The sequence below is a fragment of the Streptomyces sp. NPDC028419 genome (genome assembly GCF_055565515.1).
In genome coordinates, this window is sequence record NZ_JBVHUE010000001.1 from 209,080 (window position 1) to 235,571 (window position 26,492).

General features: G+C 69.6%; 23 protein-coding genes. 14 read left to right on the forward strand and 9 right to left on the reverse strand.

The window, feature by feature from the left end; genetic code table 11:
- The first annotated feature begins 32 nt into the window (after nt 1–32).
- From murJ to trxA, 6 genes are all read left to right on the forward strand, one after another.
- Nucleotides 33–2,207: a murein biosynthesis integral membrane protein MurJ gene (murJ, locus tag ACZ4UB_RS01005; protein ID WP_468067436.1), complete on the forward strand. Its 2,175-nt coding sequence runs from the start codon at nt 33–35 to the stop codon at nt 2,205–2,207.
- A gap of 117 nt (nt 2,208–2,324) precedes the next feature.
- Complete coding sequence (locus ACZ4UB_RS01010) at nt 2,325–4,061, forward strand: protein kinase family protein (RefSeq protein WP_468067437.1); 1,737 nt, start codon at nt 2,325–2,327, stop codon at nt 4,059–4,061.
- A gap of 26 nt (nt 4,062–4,087) precedes the next feature.
- Nucleotides 4,088–4,783: an RNA polymerase sigma factor SigM gene (sigM, locus tag ACZ4UB_RS01015; protein WP_354378849.1), complete on the forward strand. Its 696-nt coding sequence runs from the start codon at nt 4,088–4,090 to the stop codon at nt 4,781–4,783.
- Nucleotides 4,780–5,718 (forward strand): anti-sigma factor, encoded by a 939-nt coding sequence (locus ACZ4UB_RS01020; RefSeq protein ID WP_468067438.1) that lies wholly within the window; start codon nt 4,780–4,782, stop codon nt 5,716–5,718. Before sigM ends, ACZ4UB_RS01020 begins: the two co-directional genes overlap by 4 nt.
- 125 nt (nt 5,719–5,843) lie before the next feature.
- Entirely contained in the window at nt 5,844–6,803 is a 960-nt protein-coding gene (gene trxB, locus ACZ4UB_RS01025; protein ID WP_354378847.1) for a thioredoxin-disulfide reductase, read from the forward strand.
- Between the two features lie 59 nt (nt 6,804–6,862).
- The gene (gene trxA, locus ACZ4UB_RS01030; RefSeq protein WP_354378846.1) at nt 6,863–7,207 is read left to right on the forward strand and encodes a thioredoxin; all 345 of its coding nucleotides are present in this window, start codon (nt 6,863–6,865) and stop codon (nt 7,205–7,207) included.
- Nucleotides 7,208–7,334: 127 nt separating this feature from the next.
- Here the strand turns inward: trxA and ACZ4UB_RS01035 are convergent, their stop codons facing one another.
- The 9 genes from ACZ4UB_RS01035 to rpmH form a co-directional block, all read right to left on the reverse strand.
- Nucleotides 7,335–7,952 (reverse strand): GNAT family N-acetyltransferase, encoded by a 618-nt coding sequence (locus tag ACZ4UB_RS01035; protein ID WP_354378845.1) that lies wholly within the window; start codon nt 7,950–7,952, stop codon nt 7,335–7,337.
- 104 nt (nt 7,953–8,056) lie between these two features.
- Nucleotides 8,057–9,148, reverse strand: a complete 1,092-nt coding sequence (locus ACZ4UB_RS01040) for a ParB/RepB/Spo0J family partition protein (protein ID WP_468067439.1) — start codon at nt 9,146–9,148, stop codon at nt 8,057–8,059.
- Entirely contained in the window at nt 9,145–10,233 is a 1,089-nt protein-coding gene (locus tag ACZ4UB_RS01045; protein WP_354378843.1) for a ParA family protein, read from the reverse strand. The genes ACZ4UB_RS01040 and ACZ4UB_RS01045 overlap by 4 nt, the downstream gene beginning before the upstream one ends.
- 269 nt (nt 10,234–10,502) lie before the next feature.
- Nucleotides 10,503–11,219 carry a 16S rRNA (guanine(527)-N(7))-methyltransferase RsmG gene (gene rsmG / locus ACZ4UB_RS01050; RefSeq protein WP_354378842.1) on the reverse strand — a complete coding sequence of 239 codons (717 nt, stop codon included), beginning with the start codon at nt 11,217–11,219 and terminating at the stop codon, nt 10,503–10,505.
- A 108-nt stretch (nt 11,220–11,327) separates the two neighbouring features.
- A complete protein-coding gene (locus ACZ4UB_RS01055; protein ID WP_467968085.1) occupies nt 11,328–11,843 on the reverse strand; it encodes a Jag family protein in 516 nt (171 codons plus the stop codon).
- Nucleotides 11,844–11,858: 15 nt separating this feature from the next.
- Entirely contained in the window at nt 11,859–12,968 is a 1,110-nt protein-coding gene (yidC, locus tag ACZ4UB_RS01060) for a membrane protein insertase YidC (RefSeq protein ID WP_468067441.1), read from the reverse strand.
- A gap of 3 nt (nt 12,969–12,971) precedes the next feature.
- Nucleotides 12,972–13,253, reverse strand: coding sequence for a membrane protein insertion efficiency factor YidD (yidD, locus tag ACZ4UB_RS01065; RefSeq protein ID WP_385773742.1), 282 nt, complete (start codon nt 13,251–13,253; stop codon nt 12,972–12,974).
- The gene (rnpA, locus tag ACZ4UB_RS01070) at nt 13,250–13,624 is read right to left on the reverse strand and encodes a ribonuclease P protein component (protein ID WP_354378839.1); all 375 of its coding nucleotides are present in this window, start codon (nt 13,622–13,624) and stop codon (nt 13,250–13,252) included. Before rnpA ends, yidD begins: the two co-directional genes overlap by 4 nt.
- A gap of 24 nt (nt 13,625–13,648) precedes the next feature.
- On the reverse strand, nt 13,649–13,786 hold the full coding sequence (gene rpmH / locus ACZ4UB_RS01075) for a 50S ribosomal protein L34 (RefSeq protein WP_112448007.1): 138 nt from the start codon (nt 13,784–13,786) through the stop codon (nt 13,649–13,651).
- Between the two features lie 355 nt (nt 13,787–14,141).
- Between rpmH and dnaA the strand changes: the two genes are divergently transcribed.
- The 8 genes from dnaA to ACZ4UB_RS01115 all read left to right on the forward strand — a co-directional run bounded on the left by dnaA (nt 14,142) and on the right by ACZ4UB_RS01115 (nt 26,456).
- Nucleotides 14,142–15,989: a chromosomal replication initiator protein DnaA gene (gene dnaA / locus ACZ4UB_RS01080; protein WP_354378838.1), complete on the forward strand. Its 1,848-nt coding sequence runs from the start codon at nt 14,142–14,144 to the stop codon at nt 15,987–15,989.
- 844 nt (nt 15,990–16,833) lie between these two features.
- Nucleotides 16,834–17,964 (forward strand): DNA polymerase III subunit beta, encoded by a 1,131-nt coding sequence (dnaN, locus tag ACZ4UB_RS01085; RefSeq protein ID WP_354378837.1) that lies wholly within the window; start codon nt 16,834–16,836, stop codon nt 17,962–17,964.
- A gap of 169 nt (nt 17,965–18,133) precedes the next feature.
- The gene (gnd, locus tag ACZ4UB_RS01090; RefSeq protein WP_468067443.1) at nt 18,134–19,009 is read left to right on the forward strand and encodes a phosphogluconate dehydrogenase (NAD(+)-dependent, decarboxylating); all 876 of its coding nucleotides are present in this window, start codon (nt 18,134–18,136) and stop codon (nt 19,007–19,009) included.
- 100 nt (nt 19,010–19,109) lie between these two features.
- Complete coding sequence (gene recF / locus ACZ4UB_RS01095; protein ID WP_468067444.1) at nt 19,110–20,261, forward strand: DNA replication/repair protein RecF; 1,152 nt, start codon at nt 19,110–19,112, stop codon at nt 20,259–20,261.
- A complete protein-coding gene (locus ACZ4UB_RS01100) occupies nt 20,258–20,806 on the forward strand; it encodes a DciA family protein (RefSeq protein WP_354378834.1) in 549 nt (182 codons plus the stop codon). The genes recF and ACZ4UB_RS01100 overlap by 4 nt, the downstream gene beginning before the upstream one ends.
- Nucleotides 20,807–21,131: 325 nt before the next feature.
- Entirely contained in the window at nt 21,132–23,186 is a 2,055-nt protein-coding gene (gyrB, locus tag ACZ4UB_RS01105) for a DNA topoisomerase (ATP-hydrolyzing) subunit B (protein WP_354378833.1), read from the forward strand.
- 40 nt (nt 23,187–23,226) lie between these two features.
- Nucleotides 23,227–25,821, forward strand: coding sequence for a DNA gyrase subunit A (gene gyrA / locus ACZ4UB_RS01110; RefSeq protein ID WP_468067446.1), 2,595 nt, complete (start codon nt 23,227–23,229; stop codon nt 25,819–25,821).
- A 2-nt stretch (nt 25,822–25,823) separates the two neighbouring features.
- Nucleotides 25,824–26,456, forward strand: coding sequence for a DUF3566 domain-containing protein (locus ACZ4UB_RS01115; RefSeq protein ID WP_468067447.1), 633 nt, complete (start codon nt 25,824–25,826; stop codon nt 26,454–26,456).
- The last annotated feature ends 36 nt before the right edge of the window (nt 26,457–26,492 follow it).

The following is a 26,492-nucleotide window of genomic DNA, read 5'->3' on the forward strand; positions in this document are numbered from 1 at the left end:
GGTCGGCCTGGGGACGATGAGGTGGGGTTTCGATGAACGCGCCGTACGACGGTGACCGCGGGCAGGGCGCCGGCGGTCCCGCGCCCGCCCAGGGCACTGCCCCGGGCACCCCGGTACCGGGGCAGGTACCTCCGCCTGCCGCCGCGCCGGAGCACGACCCGTATGTCCAGGACGCCTACGGCTACGACCCGTACCGGTCGCAGGACCTGTCGGCGCAGGATCCGGTGGCCGAGGTCCTCTACGACCGGGCCGCGCACCCGCCGCCGCCTCCCGGCACCTACCAGGAGCCCGGTCCGCTCTACGCGGCCCCGGCGACCCCCGCCTACGCCCCGGACCCGCGCGTCTGGGCCCAGACCCCGCCGCCCGAGCCGGACGGCCCCTCCCGCCACATGCCGTACGGCGACCACGCGACCACCACGCAGTTCGTCGGCGTCGACTCGCTCGTCACCCAGGCCACCGACCAGCAGCCGGAACCGGACGCCTTCGCGCACCTGTACCGGGACCAGCAGGCGGCCCCCCGTCCCGCGACCGAGGAAGCCCCGGTCGCCGCCCCCGCGCCCAGCAAGCCCGCCGGGCGCGCGTCGAGCCTGCTCAAGTCCAGCGCGCTCATGGCGGCGGGCACGATCGTCTCGCGGCTCACCGGATTCCTGCGCACCCTGGTCATCGCCGGTGCGATCGGTGTCGGCACCTTCAACGACACCTATCAGATCGCCAACACCCTGCCGACGATGATCTACGTCCTCGTCGGCGGTGGCGCCCTCAACGCGGTCTTCATCCCGCAGCTCGTGCGGGCCATGAAGAACGACGACGACGGGGGAGAGGCCTACGCCAACCGGCTGCTGACCCTCGTCGTGGTCCTGCTCGCGGGCATCACCACGGTCTGTGTGCTCGCCGCGCCACTGTTCATCACGATGATGTCGCCGAAGATCGCTTCGAACCCGGAGCAGATGGACGTCGCGGTCGCCTTCGCCCGCTACTGCCTGCCGACCATGTTCTTCATGGGCGTGCACGTGGTCCTCGGCCAGATCCTCAACGCCCGCGGCCGGTTCGGCGCGATGATGTGGACCCCCGTCCTCAACAACATCGTCGTCATCGCCACCTTCGGCGCCTTCATCTGGGCCTTCGGCGGCTTCACCACCTCCGGCGTCAACGCCGCCACCGTCACCGCCGACGGCGTCCGACTGCTCGGTCTGGGCACCCTGCTGGGCCTCACCGTCCAGGCCCTGGCGATGCTGCCCTACCTGCGGGACGCGGGATTCTCCCCGAAGCTGCGCTTCGACTGGAAGGGCCACGGCCTGGGCAAGGCCGCCGGGCTGGCCAAGTGGACGTTCTTCTTCGTCCTCGCCAACCAGGTCGGTCTGGTCGTCGTCACCCAGCTGGCCACCTGGGCCGGTTCGGTCGCCGAGAAGCAGGGCCACCCGGGTACCGGCATCACCGCCTACAACTACGCGCTGCTGCTGTGGCAGATGCCGCAGGCCATCATCACCGTGTCCGTCATGACCGCGGTCCTGCCCCGGATCTCCCGTTCGGCCCACGACGGGGACGTCGCCGCGGTCCGCGACGACATCTCCTACGGGCTGCGCACCTCGGCCGTCGCGATCGTCCCCTGCGCCTTCGCGTTCCTCGCCCTCGGCGTGCCGATGGCCACCCTGCTCTACGCGGGCTCCGGCGCCGGCGCGCAGAACATCGGCTACGTGCTGATGGCCTTCGGCCTCGGGCTGATCCCCTACTCCGTGCAGTACGTCGTCCTGCGCGGCTTCTACGCCTACGAGGACACCCGCACCCCCTTCTACAACACCTGCATCGTCGCGGGCGTCAACGCGGCGGTCTCGATCGCCGCCTTCCTGGTCCTGCCCGCGCGCTGGGCCGTGGTCGGCATGGCCGCCGCCTACGGCCTCGGCTACGCGGTCGGGGTCGGCGTGGCCTGGCGTCGCCTGCGCACCCGACTGGGCGGGGACCTGGACGGCGCGCACGTGATGCGGACCTACGCCCGCCTCGCCGGAGCCTGTTTCCCCGCGGCCGTCGTGGGAGGTGGCGTGGCCTTCGGCATCACCCGACTGCTCGGCAGCGGAGTGACCGGTTCCCTGGCCTCCCTCGTCGGCGGTGGCATCGCTCTGGCGGCCGTATTCCTCATCGCCGCCAAGCGCATGCGGATCGAGGAACTCAACGCCATGGTCGGAATGGTGCGCGGACGTCTGGGGCGCTGATGCGCACAACCATCGGCCCCCCTAGCGTGTCGTGCATAGCGTCGGACTGTGGGCACAATTGGCATGGCTTCGCAGACTGGCCGACAGCGCGTAACGGATGGGGAGGCAGGAACGACGGTGGCGGAACGTAGCACGGCTGCCGTCGACGTGGCCGACAACAGCGGCGAAGAGCCGCCGGCCGCCGAGGCGGCCAAGGCCACGGCCGACGGGGCGGAGATCCAGGACGGACGAGCCGCGGACGGACTCATGCCCGAATCGGACGGCGAACCCAAGAAGGCGAAGGCCACCGCGCCCACCGCCGCCCCCGAGCTGCACAGCGGTCACAAGCTCGCCCGGCGCTACCGGCTCGAGGAGTGCGTCACCCGTCTGGACGGATTCAGCAGCTGGCGTGCGATGGACGAGAAGCTGCGCCGGGCCGTGGGCGTCCACCTGCTGCCCGCCGACCACCCCAGGGCCCGTTCGGTCCTGGCCGCCGCCCGCTCCTCCGCCCTGCTCGGTGACCCCCGGTTCGTCCAGGTCCTCGACGCCGTGGAGGAGAACGACCTCGTCTACGTCGTCCACGAATGGCTGCCCGACGCCACCGAACTGACGGCCCTGCTGGCCGCGGGCCCGCTGGAGCCCCACGAGGCCTACCAGCTCGTCAGCCAGATCTCCCAGGCCATGACGGCGGCCCACCGCGAGGGCCTGGCCCATCTGCGGCTCACCCCGAGCGCCATACTGCGCACCTCCACCGGCCAGTACCGCATCCGCGGCCTCGCCGTGAACGCCGCGCTGCGCGGCATCACCAGCGACACCCCGCAGCGAGCGGACACCGAGGCGATCGGCGCACTGCTCTACGCCTCCCTCACCCAGCGCTGGCCCTACGAGAGCGACGCCTACGGCCTCACCGGCCTGCCCAAGGGCGTCGGCCTGATCGCCCCGGACCAGGTCCGCGCCGGCGTCCACCGCGGGCTCGGCGAACTCGCCATGCGGGCGCTCGCCAACGACGGGGCCACCGCCTCCCGCCAGGAACCCGCCTGCACCACCCCGGAGGAGTTGGCCAAGGCCGTGGCCGCGATGCCCCGCATCCGGCCTCCCGAGCCCGCGTTCACCGCTCCGCCCGAATACCAGCACACGACCTACCAGCAGGGCAGCTACGGCCGTCCGGCGACCCACAACGGGGTCGCCACCGCCACCCCGCTGGCCCCCCTCCCCCCGCCGCCCCCGCTCCAGAGCCGCACCGGCCGCGCCCTGAAGTGGGGTGTCGCCGCGCTGCTCATCGCCGCGCTCGGGTTGGGTAGCTGGCAGCTGGCCGACACCCTCCTGCGGGGCAACCAGGGCAGCGCCGGGGAGCACCAGAACCCGCAGCCCAAGGGCGACGACACTCCGGCGAAGAAGGCTCCCGCCCCCATCGCGATCAAGACCGCGCAGGAGTACTACCCGGACGGCAAGGCCCAGGACACGGCGGGCGTCCCCAACACCTACGACGGGGACACCTCCAGCTACTGGCACACCAGGAGCTTCGTCGACGGCCCCGATCTGAAGGCCCACTACAAGGCCGGCGTCGGGATCATCTACGACCTCGGATCCGAACAAGAGGTCTCCGCGGCCTCGATAGGGCTGCGCTACCCGGGTGACCACACCACGGCCACGCTCTACGCGGCCGACTCCATGTCCTCGTCGGCTCAAGTCGGCTCCATGAAGAAGATCACCACGGGCACCACCTCGGAGACCAGCCTGACCCTGACGGCGGAGAAGCCCGTCAAGACGCGCTACGTCCTCGTCTGGTTCACGGCCATGCCCATGTCCGGTGTCGACCAGTACAGCGGCGAGGGCTTCAAGCAGGGCGTGACGGACGTGAAGTTCTCCGGCTGAGGCCGCGGCAGGGGAGGGGCTCACCGTTGGACGACGCCGCACCCGGTGGTCGTAGTGACCAGGAACTCCTGGCGCTGCACGCCGCCGGAGACCCCGACGCGTTCGGTGAACTCGTGCGGCGCCACCGCGACCGGCTGTGGGCGGTGGCCCTGCGCACGCTCGGCGACCGCGAGGAGGCCGCCGACGCCGTCCAGGACGCCCTCGTCTCCGCCTACCGGGCCGCCCACACCTTCCGCGGCGAATCGGCCGTCACCACCTGGCTGCACCGGATCACCGTCAACGCCTGCCTCGACCGGGCCCGCAAGGCCGCCTCGCGCAAGACGGCGCCGCTCGACGACACGGACCGCCTGGAGCGGCTCCTGGAGCCCCACGAGTCCGCCGAGGCACCCGCCGAGCGCCATGACCTCCACCGGCAGCTCCTGGCCGCCCTGGCCACCCTGCCCGCCGACCAGCGGGCCGCCCTGGTCCTGGTCGACATGCAGGGCTATCCCGTGGCCGAGGCCGCCCGGATCCTCGACGTCCCCACCGGGACCGTGAAGAGCCGGTGCGCCCGTGGCCGGGCAAAACTCGTCCCACTACTCACTCATCTGCGCGCCGATCCCGGGGATAACACTCCCGCCGAGCGGGGAAGGAACCGGACGCAGGGGACATCCGTCCCACCAGCGGCAGACCCAAGGCATCCAGACCCAGACTCGGTGAAGGGCGGAGGTGGACGCGCATGAACCCGCCGACCGGTGCCACCGGTGCGACCGATACGACCGGCACGATCCGACACCCGGACGTCTCGGAGATCTCCGACCTCACCGAGGGCCTGCTGTCTCCCTCACGGACGTCCGAGGTACGGCGACACCTGGCCGACTGCGCCCTGTGCGCCGACGTCCGCGCGTCCCTGGAAGAGATCCGCTCCCTGCTCGGCACGCTGCCCGGGCCACCCCGGATGCCCGTGGGCATCGCGGGCCGCATCGACGCGGCGCTGGCCGCCGAAGCGCTCCTCGACTCCCGCGCTCCCGCCCCGCAGCCCCTCTCGACTCCCGGCCGCCGCTCCGGGCCCGATGTTTCACGTGAAACACCGCCCGCCACCCGTGCCCCCGAAGGCCGTCCGAGTGGGTCCACCGGCCCCGGGCGCCGCCGGGCCCGCAGGCGGTTCGCCGTGGTGACGGGACTGGTCACAGCAGCCGCCTGCGCCCTCGGGGTCTTCCTGTTCACCGCGCTGCCCGACTCCTCCTCGGGGGACCGCGCCCGCACGGACGCGGCCAGCACACTGGCCGAGCCCAAGACCTCGGGGGAGTACTCCGCCCAGAACCTGCGCGCCACCGTCGAACAGCTGCTCACCGCGGCGGACACCACCGGGCAGGCCAGCACGACACAGCAGAGCCCCGGACTCCAGAACGTCGCCCCCGACGGCGCGGTCGCCCCCCAGGACCGCCGGACCGCCGACGCCCTGCCGCAGTGCGTCCAGGAGGGCACCGGCCGACCGGATACGCCGCTCGCGAGCGAGCGGGGCAGCTACCAGGGCGCCCCGGTCTACCTGGTCGTCCTGCCGCACTCCGGGGACACCGCCCGGGTGGACGCCTATCTCGTCGCATCCGGCTGCGCGGACACCCCCGGAGCCGGACCCGGAAAGGTCCTGCTGACCAGTACCTACCCGCGACGCTGAACCGTCACGGACGCCACGAGGACAACTCGGGAATGCTCGCGCCGTAGGATCCGTTGGGTGGGGTGAGAGTCCGCACCGGCCCCCCGGTAGGCAAGAAGCAGTCCGCAGAGACGAGGAAAGTACCCGTGAGCGACGTCCGAAACGTGATCATCATCGGCTCCGGGCCGGCCGGCTACACGGCTGCCCTGTACACCGCACGTGCCTCGCTCAAGCCCCTCGTCTTCGAGGGCGCCGTCACCGCGGGCGGTGCGCTCATGAACACCACCGAGGTCGAGAACTTCCCCGGCTTCCGTGACGGCATCATGGGCCCCGACCTCATGGACAACATGCGCGACCAGGCAGAGCGCTTCGGTGCCGAGCTGGTCCCGGACGACATCGTCTCGGTCGACCTCACCGGTGACATCAAGACGGTCACCGACACCGCCGGTACCGTGCACCGCGCCAAGGCCGTCATCGTCACCACCGGTTCCCAGCACCGCAAGCTCGGCCTGCCCAACGAGGACGCGCTCTCCGGCCGCGGTGTCTCCTGGTGCGCCACCTGCGACGGCTTCTTCTTCAAGGACCAGGACATCGCCGTCGTCGGCGGCGGCGACACCGCGATGGAGGAGGCCACCTTCCTCTCGCGCTTCGCCAAGTCCGTCACGATCATCCACCGCCGTGACAGCCTGCGCGCCTCCAAGACGATGCAGGACCGCGCCTTCGCCGACCCGAAGATCAAGTTCGCCTGGGACAGCGAGGTCGCCGCGATCCACGGCGACCCGAAGCTGGCCGGTCTGACCCTGCGCAACACCAAGACCGGCGAGACCTCCGAGCTGCCCGTCACCGGCCTCTTCATCGCCGTCGGCCACGACCCGCGGACCGAACTCTTCAAGGGCCAGCTGGAGCTGGACGGCGAGGGCTACCTCAAGGTCGACGCCCCCTCCACCCGCACCAACGTGACCGGCGTGTTCGGCGCCGGTGACGTCGTGGACCACACCTACCGCCAGGCCATCACCGCTGCCGGCACGGGCTGCTCCGCCGCCCTCGACGCCGAGCGCTTCCTGGCCGCCCTCACGGACGCCGAGCACGCCGCCGCGGCGGTCTGAGTCCCTCTCAACGGCACCACCCCACACCCCACACCCCGCAGAAGAAAAAGGAGGCCGCTGTGGCCGGCACCCTGAAGACTGTGACCGACGCGAGCTTCGACGCAGATGTCCTGGCCAGCGAGAAGCCCGTTCTGGTGGACTTCTGGGCCGAATGGTGCGGCCCGTGCCGCCAGATCGCCCCGTCCCTGGAGGCCATCGCGGCCGAGTACGGCGACGAGATCGAGATCGTCAAGCTCAACATCGACCAGAACCCGGACACGGCCGCCAAGTACGGCGTCATGTCCATTCCGACGCTGAACGTCTACCAGGGCGGCGAGGTCGTCAAGACCATCGTCGGCGCCAAGCCGAAGGCCGCCATCCTGCGCGACCTCGACGCCTTCGTGACCATCAAGCCGGTCGCCTGAGCAGTCCGGGACCCATGGCGTCCTGGACGCCTCGGCTCCAAGACCTCCACCCGCTGAGACCTGCGGGAACACGGACGGGGCCGCCCCTGCGGGGGCGGCCCCGTCCGCGCGTTCTCCACCACCCGGCTCACAACGGCCGCAGCGCCGGTTCCTTGCGCGCGCCGCCCAGCAGCCGGTCCAGCGCCATCTCCACGTCTTCCTTCCACGACAAGGTGGACCGCAGCTCCAGCCGCAACCGCGGATGCACCGGGTGCGGCCGCACTGTCTTGAAGCCCACCGACAGCAGGTGGTCGGCCGGCAGTAAGCAGGCCGGCCCTTCCCAGCGCGCGTCCCCGAAGGCCTCGATCGCCCGGAACCCGCGCCGCAGCAGGTCCTTCGCGACCGTCTGCACCATCACCCGGCCCAGGCCCTGCCCCTGGTAGCCGGGCATGATCCACGACGTGATCAGCTGCACGGCGTCGGGCGACACGGGACTGGTGGGAAAGGCGATCGACCGCGGGACATAGGCGGGCGGGGCGTACAGCACGAACCCCACCGGGACCTCGTCGACGTAGACCACCCGGCCGCAGGAACCCCACTCCAGCAGGACCGCGGAGATCCACGCTTCCTTCTCCTGCTCCGCGGTACCGGACTTCACCGCGGCATTGCCGCTGACGGGGTCCAGCTCCCAGAACACACAGGAGCGGCAACGCCTGGGCAGGTCACGGAGGTTGTCCAGCGTGAGCGGTACGACCCGGCGACCCATGAACGCATCGTATCCACAGGCCCCGCTCTCCAACACCGGAGCACGGCAAAGGGGCGGGCCGTACCGGCTCTCACCGGCACGACCCGCCCCACGGCGGCCGGGGATCACTCCCCGGCGAGCCCCTGTTCCAGTACGCGGCCCTCACCCGGTGCCAGCGTCCCCAGAATGCGCTCCAGGTCCTCCATCGACGCGAACTCGACGGTGATCTTGCCCTTCTTCTGGCCCAGATCCACCTTCACCCGCGTCTCGAAGCGGTCCGAGAGCCGCGACGCCAGATCGCTGAGCGCCGGAGCCACCCGCGTCCCCGCCCGCGGCCCCTTCGGCTTCACCGAACTCGTCGGCTGCGACCCCATCAGGGTGACGATCTCCTCGATCGCACGCACCGACAGGCCCTCGGCCACGATCCGGTGGGCCAGTCGGTCCTGCTCCTCGGAGTCCTCCACCGACAGCAGCGCCCGCGCGTGCCCGGCCGACAGGACGCCGGCCGCCACCCTCCGCTGCACCGGCGGCGAGAGCTTCAGCAGCCGCAGCGTGTTGGAGACCTGCGGACGCGAACGTCCGATCCGGTCCGCCAGCTGGTCATGGGTGCAGTTGAAGTCCTGGAGCAGCTGGTCGTACGCCGCCGCCTCCTCCAGGGGATTCAGCTGCGCCCGGTGCAGGTTCTCCAGCAACGCGTCCAGCAGCAGCTTCTCGTCATCGGTCGCCCTGATGATCGCCGGGATGCGTTCCAGCCCCGCCTCGCGGCAGGCCCGCCAGCGCCGCTCGCCCATGATGAGTTCGTAGCGACCCGGAGCCGACTGCCGCACGACCACCGGCTGGAGCAGGCCCACCTCCTGGATCGAGGTCACCAACTCCGCCAGCGCGTCCTCGTCGAACACGTCGCGCGGCTGACGCGGGTTGGGCGTGATCGCGTCCATGGGCAGTTCGGCGAACGTCGCCCCGGCCACCGGGGTCGCTTCCAACAGCCCGGTCGTCTCCGGCTCGGCGGCGGCCGCGGCCCGCTCCGTTTCACGTGAAACATCGGCCTGCGCCAGCGACGCCAGCTTCGCCGCCGCGATCCCCCGCTCCGACGGCAGCAGCGGTACGGCCGACGGTGACGTCGATCCGGCGCCCACGGCCGCCGGAGTCCTCTCTTGCGGAGCCGCGGGGATCAGCGCACCGAGTCCCCGCCCCAGACCCCTACGTCGCTCACTCACTGGATCCCCTCCGACATGCTCTGCGTGCTGTTCACACCGGCGCCCAGATGGGCGTGCCGGGCGTCGTACTGGATTCCGACCCCCCGCAGCGCGATCTCTCGCGCCGCCTCCAGATAGGAGAGGGAGCCACTGGAGCCCGGGTCATAGGTGAGCACCGTCTGGCCGTAGCTCGGCGCCTCCGAGATGCGCACCGACCGCGGGATGCTCGTCCGCAGCACCTCGTTGCCGAAGTGGCTGCGCACCTCCTCGGCGACCTGGGAGGCCAGCCGGGTCCTGCCGTCGTACATGGTCAGCAGGATCGTGGAGACGTGCAGATTCGGGTTGAGGTGCGCCCGTACCAGGTCCACGTTGCGCAGCAGCTGTCCCAGACCCTCCAGCGCGTAGTACTCGCACTGGATCGGGATCAGCACCTCCGCGCCCGCGACCAGGGCGTTCACCGTCAGCAGGCCCAGCGAGGGCGGGCAGTCGATCAGGATGTAGTCGAGCGGCTGCTCGTACGCCTGGATCGCCCGCTGGAGCCGGCTCTCGCGGGCCACCAGCGACACCAGCTCGATCTCGGCACCCGCCAGATCGATCGTGGCCGGAGCGCAGAAGAGGCCCTCGACATCGGCCACCGGCTGCACGACCTCCAGCAGCGGCCTGCTCTCGACCAGCACGTCGTAGATCGACGGAACATCGGCGTGGTGGTCGATGCCCAGCGCGGTGGAGGCATTGCCCTGCGGGTCGAGGTCGATGACCAGGACGCGCGCGCCGTGCAGTGCCAGTGACGCCGCCAGGTTCACGGTCGTCGTGGTCTTACCGACGCCGCCCTTCTGGTTGGCGACCACCATGATCCGGGTCTGGTCAGGTCGTGGCAGACCTTCACCGGCCCGGCCCAACGCCTCTACCGCCAATTGGGCGGCACGACCGATGGGGGTGTCATTGTCTACAAGGGGCGGAGGCGATGTTTCACGTGAAACATCGTCGCCCGCCGACTCTGAGCGGGGACCGGGGACCGGGTCGGCCATCGGCCCCGCGAGGTTGGCGTCAGACCGCACGGGTTCACTCTCCTCGACATCAGGCTCGCGATGAACAGAGCCTGCCATGCCATCGGGGTCGCGAACCAGCGGGGCCCGTACTCCTGTGGATGATTCCCCCGTTGTGGACAACTCGATCACCCTCGGGTTGTCCTTGCGGTCACGCGGGGAGGTGGCCGCGCGGCCGCGGCTGATGATTCCGTGCAGCAGAGAGCGACGTTTCACGTGAAACACGATGCCCGGACGGAGTCATCAGCCCGCTACGACACTCCGAAATCCATACCTATAGGGCGCAACGGACCCATGGATGGACTCGGCAAGCCCGCTGGGACCACCCGTCAGCGACGTCGACGCGTCCGGGACACCCGGGCCGCCTTAGCCCGCTTGGCCGCAAACCTCACCCCGCCGGGGCTTTCTCCGACCTCGACCCGGACCACGGTCGACAGCGGATCCACGACCCCCTCGCCGACGTGCAGCACCGAGGTCTTCACCACACCGAGCTTCGTCAGCGCGGCCTTCGCCGCCACCAGCTCCTCCTCGGCCGTGTCGCCCTTCAGCGCCAGCATCTCCCCGTACGGACGCAGCAGCGGCACGCCCCAGCCGGCCAGCCGGTCGAGCGGGGCCACGGCGCGCGCCGTCACCACGTGCACCGGCTGCACCTTGCCCAGGACCTCTTCCGCGCGGCCGCGCACCACGGTCACGTGGTCCAGGCCCAGCAGCTCCACGGCTTCCTGGAGGAAGTTCGTGCGCCGCAGCAGCGGCTCCAGCAGGGTGATCTTCAGGTCCCGCCGCACCAGGGCCAGCGGAATCCCCGGCAGCCCCGCCCCGGAACCCACATCGCACACGGTGACGCCCTCGGGCACCACCTCGGACAGCACCGCGCAGTTCAGCAGGTGCCGCTCCCACAGCCGTGGGACCTCGCGCGGCCCGATCAGGCCGCGCTCCACTCCCGCGTCAGCCAGCAGCTCCGCGTAGCGGACAGCTTCCGGGAAGTACTCACCGAATACCGCGTGCGCCTCTTCCGGCGCCGGGGGAAGCTCCGCTGTCTCCGTCACGGGGACCGTCCTTCCGTACCGCACTAAAAATCGTGTAGTTCAACAGTCAGGCTGACAAACTTCGGCCCCGCCTGCGACACAGACGGGGCCGAACACTCACGCTTGCGATCAGGCCGGGAGCACAACGACGAAGCGCTGCGGCTCCTCGCCCTCGGACTCGCTGCTCAGGCCGGCCGCCGCCACGGCGTCGTGCACGACCTTGCGCTCGAACGGAGTCATCGGAGCCAGCTTCACCGGCTCGCCCGAGGCCTTCGCGTCGGCCGCGGCCTGCGCGCCCAGGATCGCCAGCTCCTCGCGCTTCTTGGCGCGGAAGCCCGCGATGTCCAGCATCAGCCGGCTGCGGTCCCCGGTCTCCCGGTGGACGGCCAGACGCGTCAGCTCCTGCAGAGCCTCCAGCACCTCACCATCACGCCCCACCAGCTTGCTCAGCTCACGGCCGGCCGAGTCACTGACGATCGACACCGCGGCCCGGTCGGCCTCGACGTCCATGTCGATGTCGCCGTCCAGGTCCGCGATGTCCAGCAGACCCTCAAGATAGTCAGCCGCGATCTCGCCCTCCTGCTCCAGGCGGGTCAGGGTGTCGCCGCCCTCGGCAGCGGCGGCGGAGATGGTGCCTTCCGTCACGGGATGGACTCCTTCTTACTTCTTGGTGGAGGGCTTGCTGGGGGGCGGACTCTGCCGCTGCGACTTCGACTGCCGCTTCGGCTGCTGCCGCTTCGCGGCACCACCGCTCGCCGCGTCCGCGTCCGCCGTGGCCTCGGAGCTCTTGATCACCGAACCGTCCGCCTGGGCGGCCAGCCCCTGCTTCGCCAGCGTGGTGATGAACTTGCGCTCGTTGTCGTTGCGGTCCGGGCCCTTGGCCACGATCGCCGCGACGATCTTCTTCTTGCCGCGGCCCTTGACCTCGCCGTGCGAACCGAGGTGCTTCACCAGGCGGGTCAGGTACTGGTCCTGCGCCTTGCTGCCCGGCGTCGGGTTCTGGCTGATCACGTACATCTGCTGGCCCATGGTCCACACGTTCGTGGTCAGCCAGTAGACGAGGACGCCGACGGGGAAGTTGATGCCCATCACCGCGAAGATCAGCGGGAAGATGTACATCAGCATCTTCTGCTGCTGCATGAACGGCGTCTTGACCGAGAGGTCGACGTTCTTCGCCATCAGCTGGCGCTGGGTGTAGAACTGCGAGAACGACATCAGGACGATCATGACCGCGGTCACGATGCGCACGTCGACGATCGAGGCACCGAGCTTCGCGACGTCCTCGGCGCTGTTCATGAACTTGGCGGCGAGCGGCGCCCCGAAGATGTGCGCCTTGCGGGCGCTCTCCAGCAGCGACTGGTCGATGACGCCGATGGTCGTGCCATTGGCGATGCTCGAGAGCACGTGGTAGAGCGCGAAGAAGAACGGCGACTGCGCGAGGATGGGAAGGCACGAGGAGAGCGGGTTGGTACCCGTCTCCTTGTACAGCTTCATCATCTCTTCGGACTGACGCTGCTTGTCGTTCTTGTAGCGCTCCTGGATCACCTTCATCTTCGGCTGGAGCGCCTGCATGCCCCGCGTCGACTTGATCTGCTTCACGAAGAGCGGGATCAGGCAGATACGGATCAGGATCACCAGGGACACGATGGACAGGCCCCAGGCCCACCCACTGTCCGCACCGAAGACCGCGCCGTAGACCTTGTGGAACTGAACGATGATCCACGAGACGGGATAGGTGATAAAGCTGAACAGACTGGCAATCGTGTCCACTAATCAGGCTCCTTGAGCATTGCGAGATCGACGCAACGCACTGCGCAGCTGCTCGTGCCAACGCGGGCGTTTACGAGGTGGGACATGATCCACACCGCCAGGACTCCACGGATTGCACCGCAGGATCCGCCAGGCGGTCAGTACTGTCCCCTTCACCGCACCATGCCGGTCGATGGCCGCGAACCCGTAGCGAGAGCACGACGGGTAATAGCGACACACCGGTCCGAGCAGCGGACTGATCGTCCACTGGTACAGCTTGATCAGGGCGAGCAGCGGGTACTTCATCGAGCCACGCCTCCCAGGAGCCGCGCCAGTGCGGCATCCAGGTCCCGGGCCAGATCGGCATAGTCGGCATCACCCGCTCCGGGCAGCGCACGCACCACCACCAGGCTACCGGCGGGCAGCTCGGAGAGCCGCTCGCGGACCAGATGGCGGAGTCGGCGCTTGACCCGGTTACGGACGACGGCGACACCCACGGCCTTGCTGACGACGAAACCCGCACGCGTCGAGGGATCGATCTCCCCCGGCTCGTGCGGGTCCGTGGCACCGCTGGTACGTAGGTGAACGACGAGGAGCGGGCGACCAGCCCGGCGACCTCGGCGTACCGCGCTCGCGAAGTCCTCGCGCCGCCTCAGCCGATTTTCGGGAGACAGCACGACGTCACGACCTGTGTGCGTTGGTTACGCGGAGAGGGCGGAACGGCCCTTGCCGCGGCGGTTGGCCAGGATCGCGCGACCGGCACGGGTACGCATCCGGAGACGGAAGCCGTGGGTCTTGGCACGACGGCGGTTGTTCGGCTGGAAGGTGCGCTTGCTCACTCGGGGGCTCCAGAGAATGAATCGTTGTGGCGGGACATCGCCTGGCTGTCACCGTGCGCCCACGAGGAAACTCGCGTGTTCGCCCGAGTGGCACCGCTACATGATCACAATCAGTGATCTTCGCCCATCGGTAGGCAGGCGGCAGCAGCCATCGACAACTCGACCTCGTTACGGTACGCGCGGCTACGCCATCCGGTCAAACCGAGCTGGCGACGTGGTCCACTGTGCACAGGCTGTGGACAACGACTTGAACCGTACCCGTCGGCCTGACTACCGTTGCTCGACCCCTGATTTTTTGTCCCGACCGTCCCAAAGAACCACACATTCGTGGGACCCCCGTGAGAGAGCGTGCTCTGTGGCTGACGTACCTGCCGATCTTGCCGCAGTGTGGCCGCGCGTGCTCGAGAAGCTGCTCGGGGAAGGTCAGCAGGGCATCGAACCCAAGGACAAGCAGTGGGTCGAACGCTGCCAGCCGCTGGCGCTCGTCGCCGACACCGCGCTGCTCGCCGTTCCCAATGAATGGGGAAAGCGGGTCCTGGAGGGGCGTCTCGCCCCTTTGATCAGTGACGCGCTGAGCCGCGAGTGCGGCCGCCCCATCCGGATCGCCATCACCGTGGACGACTCGGCGGGCGAGCCCGCGCCCCAGCCGCAGGCTCCGCAGCACGACTCCTACGAGCCGGGGCCCTACCCCGGCCAGCGCACCGGCGGTCACACCGGGCACTCCGGCCCCACCGGCCCCACCGACGATCACCTCCCCACCGCGCGCCCCGCCTACCCGGACTACCAGCAGCAGCGCCCCGAGCCCGGCGCCTGGCCGCGCGGCGGACAGCAGGACGAGTACGGCTGGCAGCAGCCCCGCCTCGGCGGCTACCCGGAGCGCGACCCGTACGCCTCCCCGCAGCCCGGCTACCTCCAGCAGCCCGAACCCCAGGGCTACGAGCCCTCGTACGAACAGCAGCAGTACGAGTCGAACCGTCAGCAGGGCTACGAGCAGCAGTCCTACGACAAGTCCTCCTACGAGCAGCAGCAGTACGAGCAGCCCGCGCCCCGCCCCGCGCCGGGACGCACCGGCCCGGGCGGCCCGGGTGGCCCCGGCGGACAGAGCGGCACCGGCCGGCAGTCGGGCTCGACCGGCGGTTCCGGCGGCTCCTCCTCCGGCCCGTTGGAGCCCACGGCCCGGCTGAACCCCAAGTACCTCTTCGACACCTTCGTCATCGGCGCTTCCAACCGCTTCGCGCACGCCGCCGCGGTCGCCGTCGCCGAGGCCCCGGCCAAGGCCTACAACCCCCTCTTCGTCTACGGGGAGTCGGGCCTCGGCAAGACGCACCTGCTGCACGCGATCGGGCACTACGCGCGCAGCCTCTACCCGGGCACCCGGGTGCGCTACGTGAGCTCCGAGGAGTTCACCAACGAGTTCATCAACTCGATCCGCGACGGCAAGGGCGACGCCTTCCGCAAGCGCTACCGCGAGATGGACATCCTGCTCGTCGACGACATCCAGTTCCTCGCGAGCAAGGAGTCGACGCAGGAGGAGTTCTTCCACACCTTCAACACGCTCCACAACGCCAACAAGCAGATCGTGCTCTCCTCCGACCGGCCGCCCAAGCAGCTCGTCACCCTGGAGGACCGGCTCCGCAACCGCTTCGAGTGGGGCCTGATCACCGACGTCCAGCCGCCCGAGCTGGAGACCCGGATCGCGATCCTGCGCAAGAAAGCCGTCCAGGAGCAGCTCAACGCCCCGCCGGAGGTGCTGGAGTTCATCGCCTCGCGGATCTCGCGCAACATCCGCGAGCTGGAGGGGGCGCTGATCCGGGTGACGGCCTTCGCCAGCCTGAACCGGCAGCCGGTGGACCTGGGCCTCGCCGAGGACGTCCTGAAGAACCTGATCCCGGGCGGCGAGGACTCGGCCCCCGAGATCACGGCCTCGGACATCATGGCCGCCACCGCCGACTACTTCGGGCTGACCGTGGACGACCTGTGCGGCTCCTCGCGCAGCCGGGTGCTCGTCACGGCCCGGCAGATCGCCATGTACCTCTGCCGGGAGCTGACGGACCTCTCCCTGCCCAAGATCGGGGCGCAGTTCGGCGGCCGCGACCACACCACCGTCATGCACGCGGACCGCAAGATCCGCGCCCTGATGGCCGAACGCAGGTCCATCTACAACCAGGTCACGGAGCTGACGAACCGCATCAAGAACGCCTGATTCCGGGCCTCTGGCCCGCCAGCGAGCACCCTCGAAGGGCGCTTCCGGACCACACCGGGGGCGCCCTTCTTCGTGCGTGCGCCCCCAAGTTGTTCGAATACGCCCCCGGCGGGCCAACTCATCCACAGATCGGGGGACTTTCGGTCGTCCACAGCCTGGGGACCGCTCCCGTCGCCCACAATCTGTCCACAGGGGCGCCGCCTGAGCGATCATCAGCCCAGGTCATGACCCTGTGGAATTGTGCGCAATCGTTGTCCACAGGCTGTGGACAACTTTTTGTCCACAGGTTCATCCACGGCTCTGTCCACCGGCAACCCACAGGTTTGAACCGGCCGTGCACAGGATCGGGGAGCTTCTCCACACCGTTGTCCACTGTTCGGCAACAAGAGGGGCCTTCTCACCGGCCCGAGTGAAAGCCGTCACACCGATGTAGACGTTTGGGTTGTGGAGTACCGGGGGAAACCTGGGGACGCACCTGTGGAGTAACAGGGCCCTCCTGGGGACGGCCTGTGCAGAAGTTTTTGTTCTCCACAGACACCAGGGGTTTTCCACCGGCTCCGCCCACAGGGTCGGTGGACAAAAAAGGGGTGCTGACCTGCGGAAAGGGAGTTATCCACCGTATCCACAGCCCCTACTACTACCCCCATAGACAGTTAGGCCTGGTCTGGTTTTCAAGCAGGGCCTGTGCACAACTCGTCGAGAGCGGCTTCCCGACACCTCCCACCCGACTTGACCGCCAGCAGCGACGCCTGTCGGCGCCGTACGTCAGACTGGTCTTCGGCATCGGGGCCAGAGAGCCTCCAGCCGACGACGAAGGCCAGCAATCAGCAGGAGGCGGTTTCCGGTGAAGATCCGGGTGGAGCGCGACGTACTCGCGGAGGCGGTGGCTTGGGCCGCCCGTAGCCTCCCGGCCCGGCCGCCGGTGCCCGTTCTCGCGGGCCTTCTGCTGAAGGCCGAGGAAGGCTCCCTGAGCCTCTCCGGCTTCGACTACGAGGTCTCGGCCCGCGTCTCGGTCGAGGCGGACGTCGAGGAGGACGGCACCGTCCTCGTCTCCGGCCGGCTGCTCGCCGACATCTGCCGCGCCCTCCCCAACCGGCCCGTGGAGATTTCCACAGACGGTGTACGGGCGACCGTGGTCTGCGGCTCCTCGCGATTCACACTCCACACCCTGCCTGTGGAGGAATACCCGGCGCTGCCGCAGATGCCGACCGCGACCGGCACCGTTCCCGGTGACGTCTTCGCCTCCGCCGCCGCGCAGGTGGCCATCGCCGCCGGCCGTGACGACACGCTGCCGGTGCTGACCGGTGTGCGCATCGAGATCGAGGGCGAGCGCGTCACCCTGGCCTCCACCGACCGCTACCGCTTCGCGGTCCGCGAGTTCCTGTGGAAGCCCGAGGACCCGGAGGCCTCGGCCGTGGCCCTGGTGCCCGCCAAGACGCTCCTGGACACCGCCAAGTCGCTGACCAGCGGCGACACGGTCACCCTGGCGCTCTCCGGCTCCGGCAAGGGCGAGGGCCTGATCGGCTTCGAGGGCGCGGGCCGCCGCACCACCACCCGGCTGCTCGAAGGCGACCTGCCGAAGTACCGCACGCTCTTCCCGACCGAGTTCAACTCCGTCGCCGTGATCGAGACCGCGCCGTTCGTCGAGGCCGTCAAGCGCGTGGCCCTGGTCGCCGAGCGCAACACCCCGGTCCGCCTGAGCTTCGAGCAGGGCGTGCTGATCCTGGAAGCCGGTTCCAGCGACGATGCACAGGCTGTGGAGCGCGTCGACGCCAAGCTGGAGGGCGACGACATCTCGATCGCCTTCAACCCGACCTTCCTGCTGGACGGCCTGAGCGCGATCGACTCGCCCGCCGCCCAGCTCAGCTTCACCACCTCGACCAAGCCCGCGCTGCTGAGCGGCCGCCCGGCCGTCGACGCCGAGGCGGACGAGGCGTACAAGTACCTGATCATGCCGGTGCGCCTCTCCGGCTGACCCGGAGCCGTCCGCACCCAGCAGGCCGCCCAGGCCCGGACCCGCCGCCCGCGGATCCGGGCCTGCCGCCTTCCCGGGGCGCCAGCTGGGCCGGCCCGCGCGGCCCGGCGTAGGCTCGGACGCGGGGAAATCCCGGGAAAAATCGCCTCGACGCTTAAGGAACCACCTGATGGAGCTCGGTCTCGTCGGTCTCGGCAAGATGGGCGGCAACATGCGCGAGCGCATCCGCCGCGCAGGCCACACCGTCATCGGATTCGACCGCAACCCGGACCTCGCCGATGTCCACAGCCTGTCCGAACTTGTGGACAGCCTGCAGGCCCCCCGCGTGGTGTGGGTGATGGTCCCGGCCGGTGAGGCCACCCAGTCCACCGTCGACGAACTCGGCGAGCTGCTCTCGCCCGGCGACATCGTGGTCGACGGCGGAAACTCGCGCTGGACGGACGACGAGAAGCACGGCGCCGAGCTGGCCGCCAAGGGCATCGGCTTCGTGGACTGCGGCGTCTCCGGTGGCGTCTGGGGCCTGGAGAACGGCTACGCCCTGATGTACGGCGGTGCGGCGGAGCACGTGGCCGCCGTCCAGCCCGTCTTCGACGCCCTCAAGCCCGAGGGTGATTTCGGCGCCGTACACGCCGGGAAGATCGGTGCGGGCCACTTCGCGAAGATGGTCCACAACGGCATCGAGTACGCCATGATGCAGGCCTACGCCGAGGGCTGGGAGCTCCTGGAGAAGGTCGACTCGGTCACCGACGTGCGCGAGGTCTTCCGGTCCTGGCAGGAGGGCACGGTCATCCGTTCCTGGCTGCTGGACCTGGCGGTGAACGCGCTGGACGACGACGAGCACCTCGAGGGGCTCAAGGGCTACGCGCAGGACTCCGGCGAGGGCCGTTGGACGGTCGAGGCCGCGATCGACAACGCGGTGCCGCTGCCGGCGATCACCGCGTCGCTCTTCGCGCGCTTCGCCTCGCGCCAGGACGACTCCCCGCAGATGAAGATGATCGCCGCGCTGCGCAACCAGTTCGGCGGCCACGCGGTCGAGAAGAAGTAGCCGCGAGCGCCACATCAGTACCGGAAGTACCAGCAACACCTGAAGTACCAGCAGTACCAGCAGTACCAAGGAGTTAGGGCCGGGGGAGGTCGGCGCCGTCATGCACGTATCGCATCTGTCGTTGGCCGACTTCCGCTCGTACGCCCGGGTCGAGGTTCCGCTCGACCCGGGCGTCACCGCCTTCGTGGGCCCCAACGGCCAGGGGAAGACCAATCTGGTCGAGGCCATCGGCTACCTCGCGACCCTGGGCAGCCACCGCGTCTCCGCGGACGCCCCGCTCGTGCGGATGGGCGCCGAGCGCGCCGTCATCCGCGCGGCCGTGACCCAGGGCGAGCGCCAGCAGCTCGTCGAGCTGGAGCTGAACCCGGGCCGCGCGAACCGGGCCCGGATCAACAGGTCCTCGCAGGTCCGACCGCGGGACGTGCTGGGGATCGTACGGACGGTGCTCTTCGCTCCGGAGGACCTGGCCCTGGTCAAGGGGGACCCGGGGGAGCGCCGCAGGTTCCTGGACGAGCTGGTCACCGCGCGCTCGCCGCGGATGGCCGGGGTCCGCTCCGACTACGACCGGGTGCTCAAGCAGCGCAACACCCTGCTGAAGTCGGCCGCCATGGCCCGCCGCCACGGCGGCCGCTCCATGGACCTCTCCACCCTGGACGTGTGGGACCAGCACCTGGCCCGCACCGGCGCCGAGCTGCTGGCCCAGCGCCTCGACCTGATCGCGACCCTGCTGCCGCTGGCGGACAAGGCGTACGAGCAGCTCGCGCCCGGCGGCGGCCCGCTCGGGCTCGTCTACCGGCCGACCTCGCTGGCCGGAGCGGCGGGCGAAGCGGTGGACTCCGGCGCCGCGCGGACCCGCGAAGCGCTGTACGAGGTGCTCATGGGCGCCCTCGCCCAGGCCCGCAAGCAGGAGATCGAGCGCGGGGTGACCCTGGTCGGACCGCACCGCGACGACGCGCTGCTGCGCCTCGGGGAGCTGCCCGCGAAGGGGTACGCGAGCCACGGCGAGTCCTGGTCGTACGCGCTGGCGCTGCGCCTGGCCTCCTACGAGCTGCTGCGCTCCGAGGGCAGCGAGCCCGTGCTCATCCTGGACGACGTGTTCGCGGAGCTGGACGCGCGGCGCCGGGAGCGGCTGGCGGAGCTGGTGGCCGGCGGTGAGCAGGTGCTGGTGACGGCCGCCGTGGACGACGACGTCCCGGGGGTGCTGGCGGGGGCTCGGTTCGGGGTGTCCGGCGGTGAGGTGACGCGGTGGTGAGCGAGGACGGGAACGCTTCCGGGGCGCAGGGGCCGGCGCGCAAGGCGCCCGAGCCCTCGGGCGTCGACCTGGCCCGCCAGGCCCTGGCGGCGGCGCGGGAGCAGGCGCGGGCGCGCGGGCTGGCGGCCGGCGGCAAGAAGTCCCGGCACGGTCAGCCGGGCCTGCGCTCGGGCGCGCGGGCGGACGGCCGGGACCCGATGCCGCTGATGGCGGCGCTGGACCGGTTGCGCACGGAGCGCGGCTGGGAGATGCCGATGGCGGTCGCGGGCGTGATGGAGCGCTGGGCGCAGATCGTCGGCCCGGAAGTGGCGGCGCACTGTGAACCGGAGCGCTACGAGGACCGTGAACTGGTAGTGCGCTGTGATTCCTCGGCCTGGGCGGCCCAGCTCAAGCTGCTCGCCCCGCAGCTGGTGGCCCGGCTCAACGAGGACCTCGGGCAGGGCACGGTGCGGCTGATCAAGGTGCAGGGACCGGGCGGGCGCCGCCCGCGGTACGGGCCGCTGCGGGCCCCGGGGACGATGGGTCCGGGGGACACGTACGGCTGAGCCGGGAGCGTCCGGAGGCGTGTGGGCAAGCCGCCCCGCGCGGACGTGCCAGTGGTCTCGCTCACGGTGGTGGGAGGTTGACAGCCCGAAGCGCTGGATGCCCGTGTGAGCCTCTTTGAGCCCCTGCCCGGATATGGGGAGTCGGAGAGTGCGGGTTGAGGGCGGCACATGCGGACTCAGGTACTGGCAAACCCCCATTCATGTCCGTGGTACCGGTAGACTGACGGGAATCCCGCCGCCTTGCGGGATCCAGTCGACAAAAGCTGACAACGCAGATTGACGCAGCCGCTCCTGCTCGCATGCCTGCTGGCCCGGAGTACGGCCTGTGCTGTGCCAGAAAGGGCGCTTCGTGGCCGATTCCGGCAACCCCAACGACAACCAGTCCACCGCCGGCGAGAACGCTGACCCCGTTGAGTACACCGGCAGCCAGATCCAGGTCCTCGAGGGCCTGGACGCCGTGCGCAAGCGCCCCGGCATGTACATCGGCTCGACCGGCGAGCGCGGCCTGCACCACCTGGTGTACGAGGTCGTCGACAACTCGGTCGACGAGGCCCTGGCCGGGCACGCGGACACCATTGACGTGACGATCCTGGCCGACGGCGGCGTCCGCGTCGTCGACAACGGTCGAGGCATCCCCGTCGACATCGTCCCCTCCGAGGGCAAGCCCGCCGTCGAGGTCGTGCTGACCGTCCTGCACGCGGGCGGCAAGTTCGGCGGCGGCGGCTACGCCGTCTCCGGCGGTCTGCACGGTGTCGGTGTCTCGGTCGTCAACGCGCTGTCGACGCGGGTAGCGGTCGAGGTGCGGCGCGACGGCTTCCGTTGGACCCAGGACTACAAGCTGGGCGCGCCGACGGCCGCGCTGGCGAAGAACGAGGAGACGGCCGAGACCGGCACGTCCGTGACGTTCTGGGCCGACGGCGACATCTTCGAGACGACCGAGTACTCCTTCGAGACGCTCTCGCGCCGCTTCCAGGAGATGGCCTTCCTCAACAAGGGCCTGACCCTGACGCTGACGGACGAGCGCGAGTCGGCGAAGGCGACGATGGGCGCGGACTCGGCCGAGGAGGCCGACGACGACCAGGCGCGCACGGTGAAGTACTACTACGAGGGCGGCATCGTCGACTTCGTGAAGTACCTCAACTCGCGCAAGGGCGAGCTGATCCACCCGACCGTCATCGACGTCGAGGCCGAGGACAAGGAGCGCATGCTCTCGGTCGAGATCGCGATGCAGTGGAACTCGCAGTACACGGAGGGGGTCTACTCCTTCGCGAACACGATCCACACGCACGAGGGCGGTACGCACGAGGAGGGCTTCCGCGCGGCGATGACGGGTCTCGTCAACCGCTACGCGCGCGAGAAGAAGTTCCTGCGGGAGAAGGACGACAACCTGGCGGGCGAGGACATCCGCGAGGGTCTGACGGCGATCATCTCGGTGAAGCTGGGCGAGCCGCAGTTCGAGGGTCAGACGAAGACGAAGCTGGGCAACACGGAGGCGAAGACCTTCGTGCAGAAGGTCGTCCACGAGCACCTGAACGACTGGTTCGACCGGAACCCGAACGAGGCCGCGGACATCATCCGCAAGGCGATCCAGGCCGCCACGGCGCGCGTCGCGGCCCGCAAGGCCCGTGACCTGACGCGCCGCAAGGGGCTGTTGGAGTCGGCGTCGCTGCCGGGCAAGCTGTCGGACTGCCAGTCCAACGACCCGGCGAAGTGCGAGATCTTCATCGTCGAGGGCGACTCGGCCGGTGGCAGTGCGAAGTCGGGCCGCAATCCGATGTACCAGGCGATCCTGCCGATCCGCGGCAAGATCCTGAACGTCGAGAAGGCGCGGATCGACAAGATCCTGCAGAACACCGAGGTCCAGGCGCTGATCAGTGCCTTCGGTACCGGTGTGCACGAGGACTTCGACATCGAGAAGCTCCGCTATCACAAGATCATCTTGATGGCGGACGCCGACGTCGACGGCCAGCACATCAACACCCTGCTGCTGACCTTCCTCTTCCGCTTCATGCGGCCGCTGGTCGAGGCCGGACACGTCTACCTCTCCCGCCCCCCGCTGTACAAGATCAAGTGGGGCCGCGACGACTTCGAGTACGCCTACTCGGACCGCGAGCGCGACGCCCTGGTCGAGCTCGGCAAGAGCAACGGCAAGCGGATCAAGGAAGACTCGATCCAGCGCTTCAAGGGTCTCGGTGAGATGAACGCCGAGGAGCTGCGCGTCACCACGATGGACGTGGACCACCGCGTCCTCGGCCAGGTCACGCTGGACGACGCGGCGCAGGCCGACGACCTGTTCTCGGTGCTCATGGGCGAGGACGTCGAAGCCCGACGCTCCTTCATCCAGCGCAACGCCAAGGACGTTCGGTTCCTCGACATCTGAGTCGGCTCAGCTGACTGCCTGAAAGGATCTTTGACCAGCAATGGCCGACGAAACCACCCCCACCGCGGAGAACCCCGCGGAGGAGCAGCCCGTCATGCGCATCGAGCCCGTCGGGCTCGAGACCGAGATGCAGCGCTCCTACCTCGACTACGCGATGTCCGTCATCGTCTCGCGCGCCCTGCCCGACGTCCGGGACGGCCTCAAGCCGGTCCACCGGCGCGTGCTGTACGCGATGTACGACGGCGGCTACCGGCCCGAGAAGGGCTTCTACAAGTGCGCCCGCGTCGTCGGTGACGTCATGGGCACCTACCACCCGCACGGCGACAGCTCGATCTACGACGCCCTGGTCCGGCTGGCCCAGCCGTGGTCGCTGCGCATGCCGCTGGTGGACTCCAACGGCAACTTCGGCTCGCCGGGCAACGACCCGGCCGCCGCGATGCGCTACACCGAGTGCAAGCTCATGCCGCTGGCCATGGAGATGCTCCGGGACATCGACGAGGAGACCGTCGACTTCACGGACAACTACGACGGCCGCAACCAGGAGCCGACGGTCCTGCCGGCGCGCTTCCCGAACCTGCTGATCAACGGCTCCGCGGGCATCGCGGTCGGCATGGCGACCAACATCCCGCCGCACAACCTGCGCGAGGTCGCGGCCGGCGCCCAGTGGGCGCTGGAGCACCCGGAGGCCTCGCACGAGGAGCTCCAGGACGCGCTCATCGAGCGGATCAAGGGCCCGGACTTCCCCTCCGGCGCGCTCGTCGTGGGCCGCAAGGGCATCGAGGAGGCGTACCGCACCGGTCGCGGCTCCATCACGATGCGCGCGGTCGTCGAGGTCGAGGAGATCCAGAACCGCCAGTGCCTGGTGGTCACGGAGCTTCCGTACCAGACCAACCCGGACAACCTGGCGCAGAAGATCGCCGACCTGGTCAAGGACGGCAAGGTCGGCGGCATCGCCGACGTCCGTGACGAGACCTCGTCGCGCACCGGTCAGCGCCTGGTGATCGTGCTCAAGCGCGACGCGGTCGCCAAGGTGGTGCTGAACAACCTCTACAAGCACACCGACCTGCAGACGAACTTCGGCGCGAACATGCTGGCGCTGGTGGACGGCGTGCCGCGCACGCTGTCGATCGACGCCTTCATCCGCCACTGGGTGACGCACCAGATCGAGGTCATCGTCCGGCGCACGCGCTTCCGCCTGCGCAAGGCGGAGGAGCGCGCCCACATCCTGCGCGGTCTGCTCAAGGCGCTGGACGCGATCGACGAGGTCATCGCGCTGATCCGGCGCAGCAACACGGTCGAGATCGCGCGCGAGGGCCTGATGGGCCTGCTGTCGATCGACGAGATCCAGGCCAACGCGATCCTGGAGATGCAGCTCCGCCGCCTCGCGGCCCTGGAGCGGCAGAAGATCGTCGCCGAGCACGACGAGCTCCAGGCCAAGATCAACGAGTACAACGCGATCCTGGCCTCCGAGGAGCGCCAGCGGCAGATCGTCAGCGAGGAGCTGGCCGCGATCGTCGAGAAGTTCGGCGACGACCGGCGTTCCAAGCTGGTGCCCTTCGACGGCGACATGTCCATGGAGGACCTGATCGCCGAAGAGGACATCGTGGTCACGATCACGCACGGCGGTTACGTCAAGCGGACCAAGACCGAGGACTACCGCTCGCAGAAGCGCGGCGGCAAGGGCGTGCGCGGGACGAAGCTGAAGCAGGACGACCTGGTCGACCACTTCTTCGTCTCCACCACGCACCACTGGCTGCTGTTCTTCACGAACAAGGGCCGGGTCTACCGCGCGAAGGCGTACGAGCTCCCGGACGCCGGCCGCGACGCCCGCGGTCAGCACGTGGCGAACCTGCTGGCCTTCCAGCCGGACGAGCAGATCGCGCAGATCCTCGCGATCCGCGACTACGAGGCCGCCCCGTACCTGATCCTGGCCACCAAGGCCGGTCTGGTGAAGAAGACGGCGCTCAAGGACTACGACTCCCCCCGTTCGGGTGGTGTCATCGCCATCAACCTCCGGGAGACGGGCGACGGCAACGACGACGAGCTGATCGGCGCCGAGCTGGTCTCGGCCGACGACGACCTGCTGCTCATCAGCAAGAAGGCGCAGTCGATCCGCTTCACCGCCACCGACGACTCGCTGCGCCCGATGGGCCGCGCGACCTCGGGCGTGAAGGGCATGAGTTTCCGCGAAGGTGACGAACTGCTCTCCATGAGCGTGGTCCGGCCCGGTACGTTCGTCTTCACCGCGACCGACGGCGGATACGCCAAGCGGACGCCCGTGGACGAATACCGCGTCCAGGGACGTGGCGGTCTGGGCATCAAGGCTGCCAAGATCGTGGAAGACCGCGGTTCGCTCGTAGGGGCGCTCGTGGTCGACGACACCGACGAGATCCTCGCCATCACCCTCAGCGGTGGTGTGATCCGTACGCGCGTCAACGAAGTCAGGGAGACCGGCCGTGACACGATGGGCGTCCAGCTGATCAACCTGGGCAAGCGCGATGCCGTGGTCGGCATCGCTCGTAACGCCGAGGCGGGCCAGGAGGCTGACGAGGTCGACGAGACCGAGGACGCCGAGGGACAGGCCACCGAGGCCGCCGAAGGCACGCAGCCTTCGGCTGGGGAGCACGAGGAGTAAGCGTGAGTGGAGCCACGGGCGCCGGACCGGCCAAGACTGGAGCGAATGGTGCCCGTGGCCCCGCCGCGGACTCCCAGGGGGGAACCGTGACGGACACCCGAGGACCGAAGCCCCAGACCGGTGCGGCGGGCGGCCCCGACCGTCCCGCACAGCCGCAGAAGTCGTCCCAGGCTCCCTCGGCGCCTTCGGGCCCGGGGGCGCCCAGGGCCGCCGGCGGCGGCGCGGCGCAGCGGGGGCCGCAGACGGGCGTGCGTACGGCGCCCAGGACGCGCAAGGCACGACTGCGGGTGGCCAAGGCCGACCCGTGGTCGGTGATGAAGGTCAGCTTCCTGCTGTCGATCGCGCTGGGCATCTGCACGATCGTGGCGTCGGTGGTGCTGTGGATGGTCATGGACGCCATGGGCGTCTTCTCGACCGTCGGCGGGACCATCAGCGAGGCCACCGGCTCCAACGAGAGCAACGGCTTCGACCTCCAGTCGTTCCTGTCGCTGCCGCGCGTGCTGATCTTCACGTCGGTGATCGCGGTCATCGACGTGGTGCTCGCGACGGCGCTGGCCACGCTGGGGGCCTTCATCTACAACCTCTCCGCGGGCTTCGTGGGCGGCATCGAGCTCACCCTCGCCGAGGACGAGTGAGCTACGAATGACCTGCGCGGACGCCCTCCGGCAGCG

Excerpts from the sequence above, each read along its gene's own strand:
- murJ (WP_468067436.1), top strand. The coding sequence starts at position 33 with ATGAACGCGCCGTACGACGGTGACCGCGGGCAGGGCGCCGGCGGTCCC.
- ACZ4UB_RS01020 (WP_468067438.1), top strand. The coding sequence starts at position 4,780 with ATGAACCCGCCGACCGGTGCCACCGGTGCGACCGATACGACCGGCACG.
- ACZ4UB_RS01035 (WP_354378845.1), bottom strand. The coding sequence starts at position 7,952 with ATGGGTCGCCGGGTCGTACCGCTCACGCTGGACAACCTCCGTGACCTG.
- ACZ4UB_RS01045 (WP_354378843.1), bottom strand. The coding sequence starts at position 10,233 with ATGGCAGGCTCTGTTCATCGCGAGCCTGATGTCGAGGAGAGTGAACCC.
- yidD (WP_385773742.1), bottom strand. The coding sequence starts at position 13,253 with ATGAAGTACCCGCTGCTCGCCCTGATCAAGCTGTACCAGTGGACGATC.
- gnd (WP_468067443.1), top strand. The coding sequence starts at position 18,134 with ATGGAGCTCGGTCTCGTCGGTCTCGGCAAGATGGGCGGCAACATGCGC.
- recF (WP_468067444.1), top strand. The coding sequence starts at position 19,110 with ATGCACGTATCGCATCTGTCGTTGGCCGACTTCCGCTCGTACGCCCGG.
- gyrA (WP_468067446.1), top strand. The coding sequence starts at position 23,227 with ATGGCCGACGAAACCACCCCCACCGCGGAGAACCCCGCGGAGGAGCAG.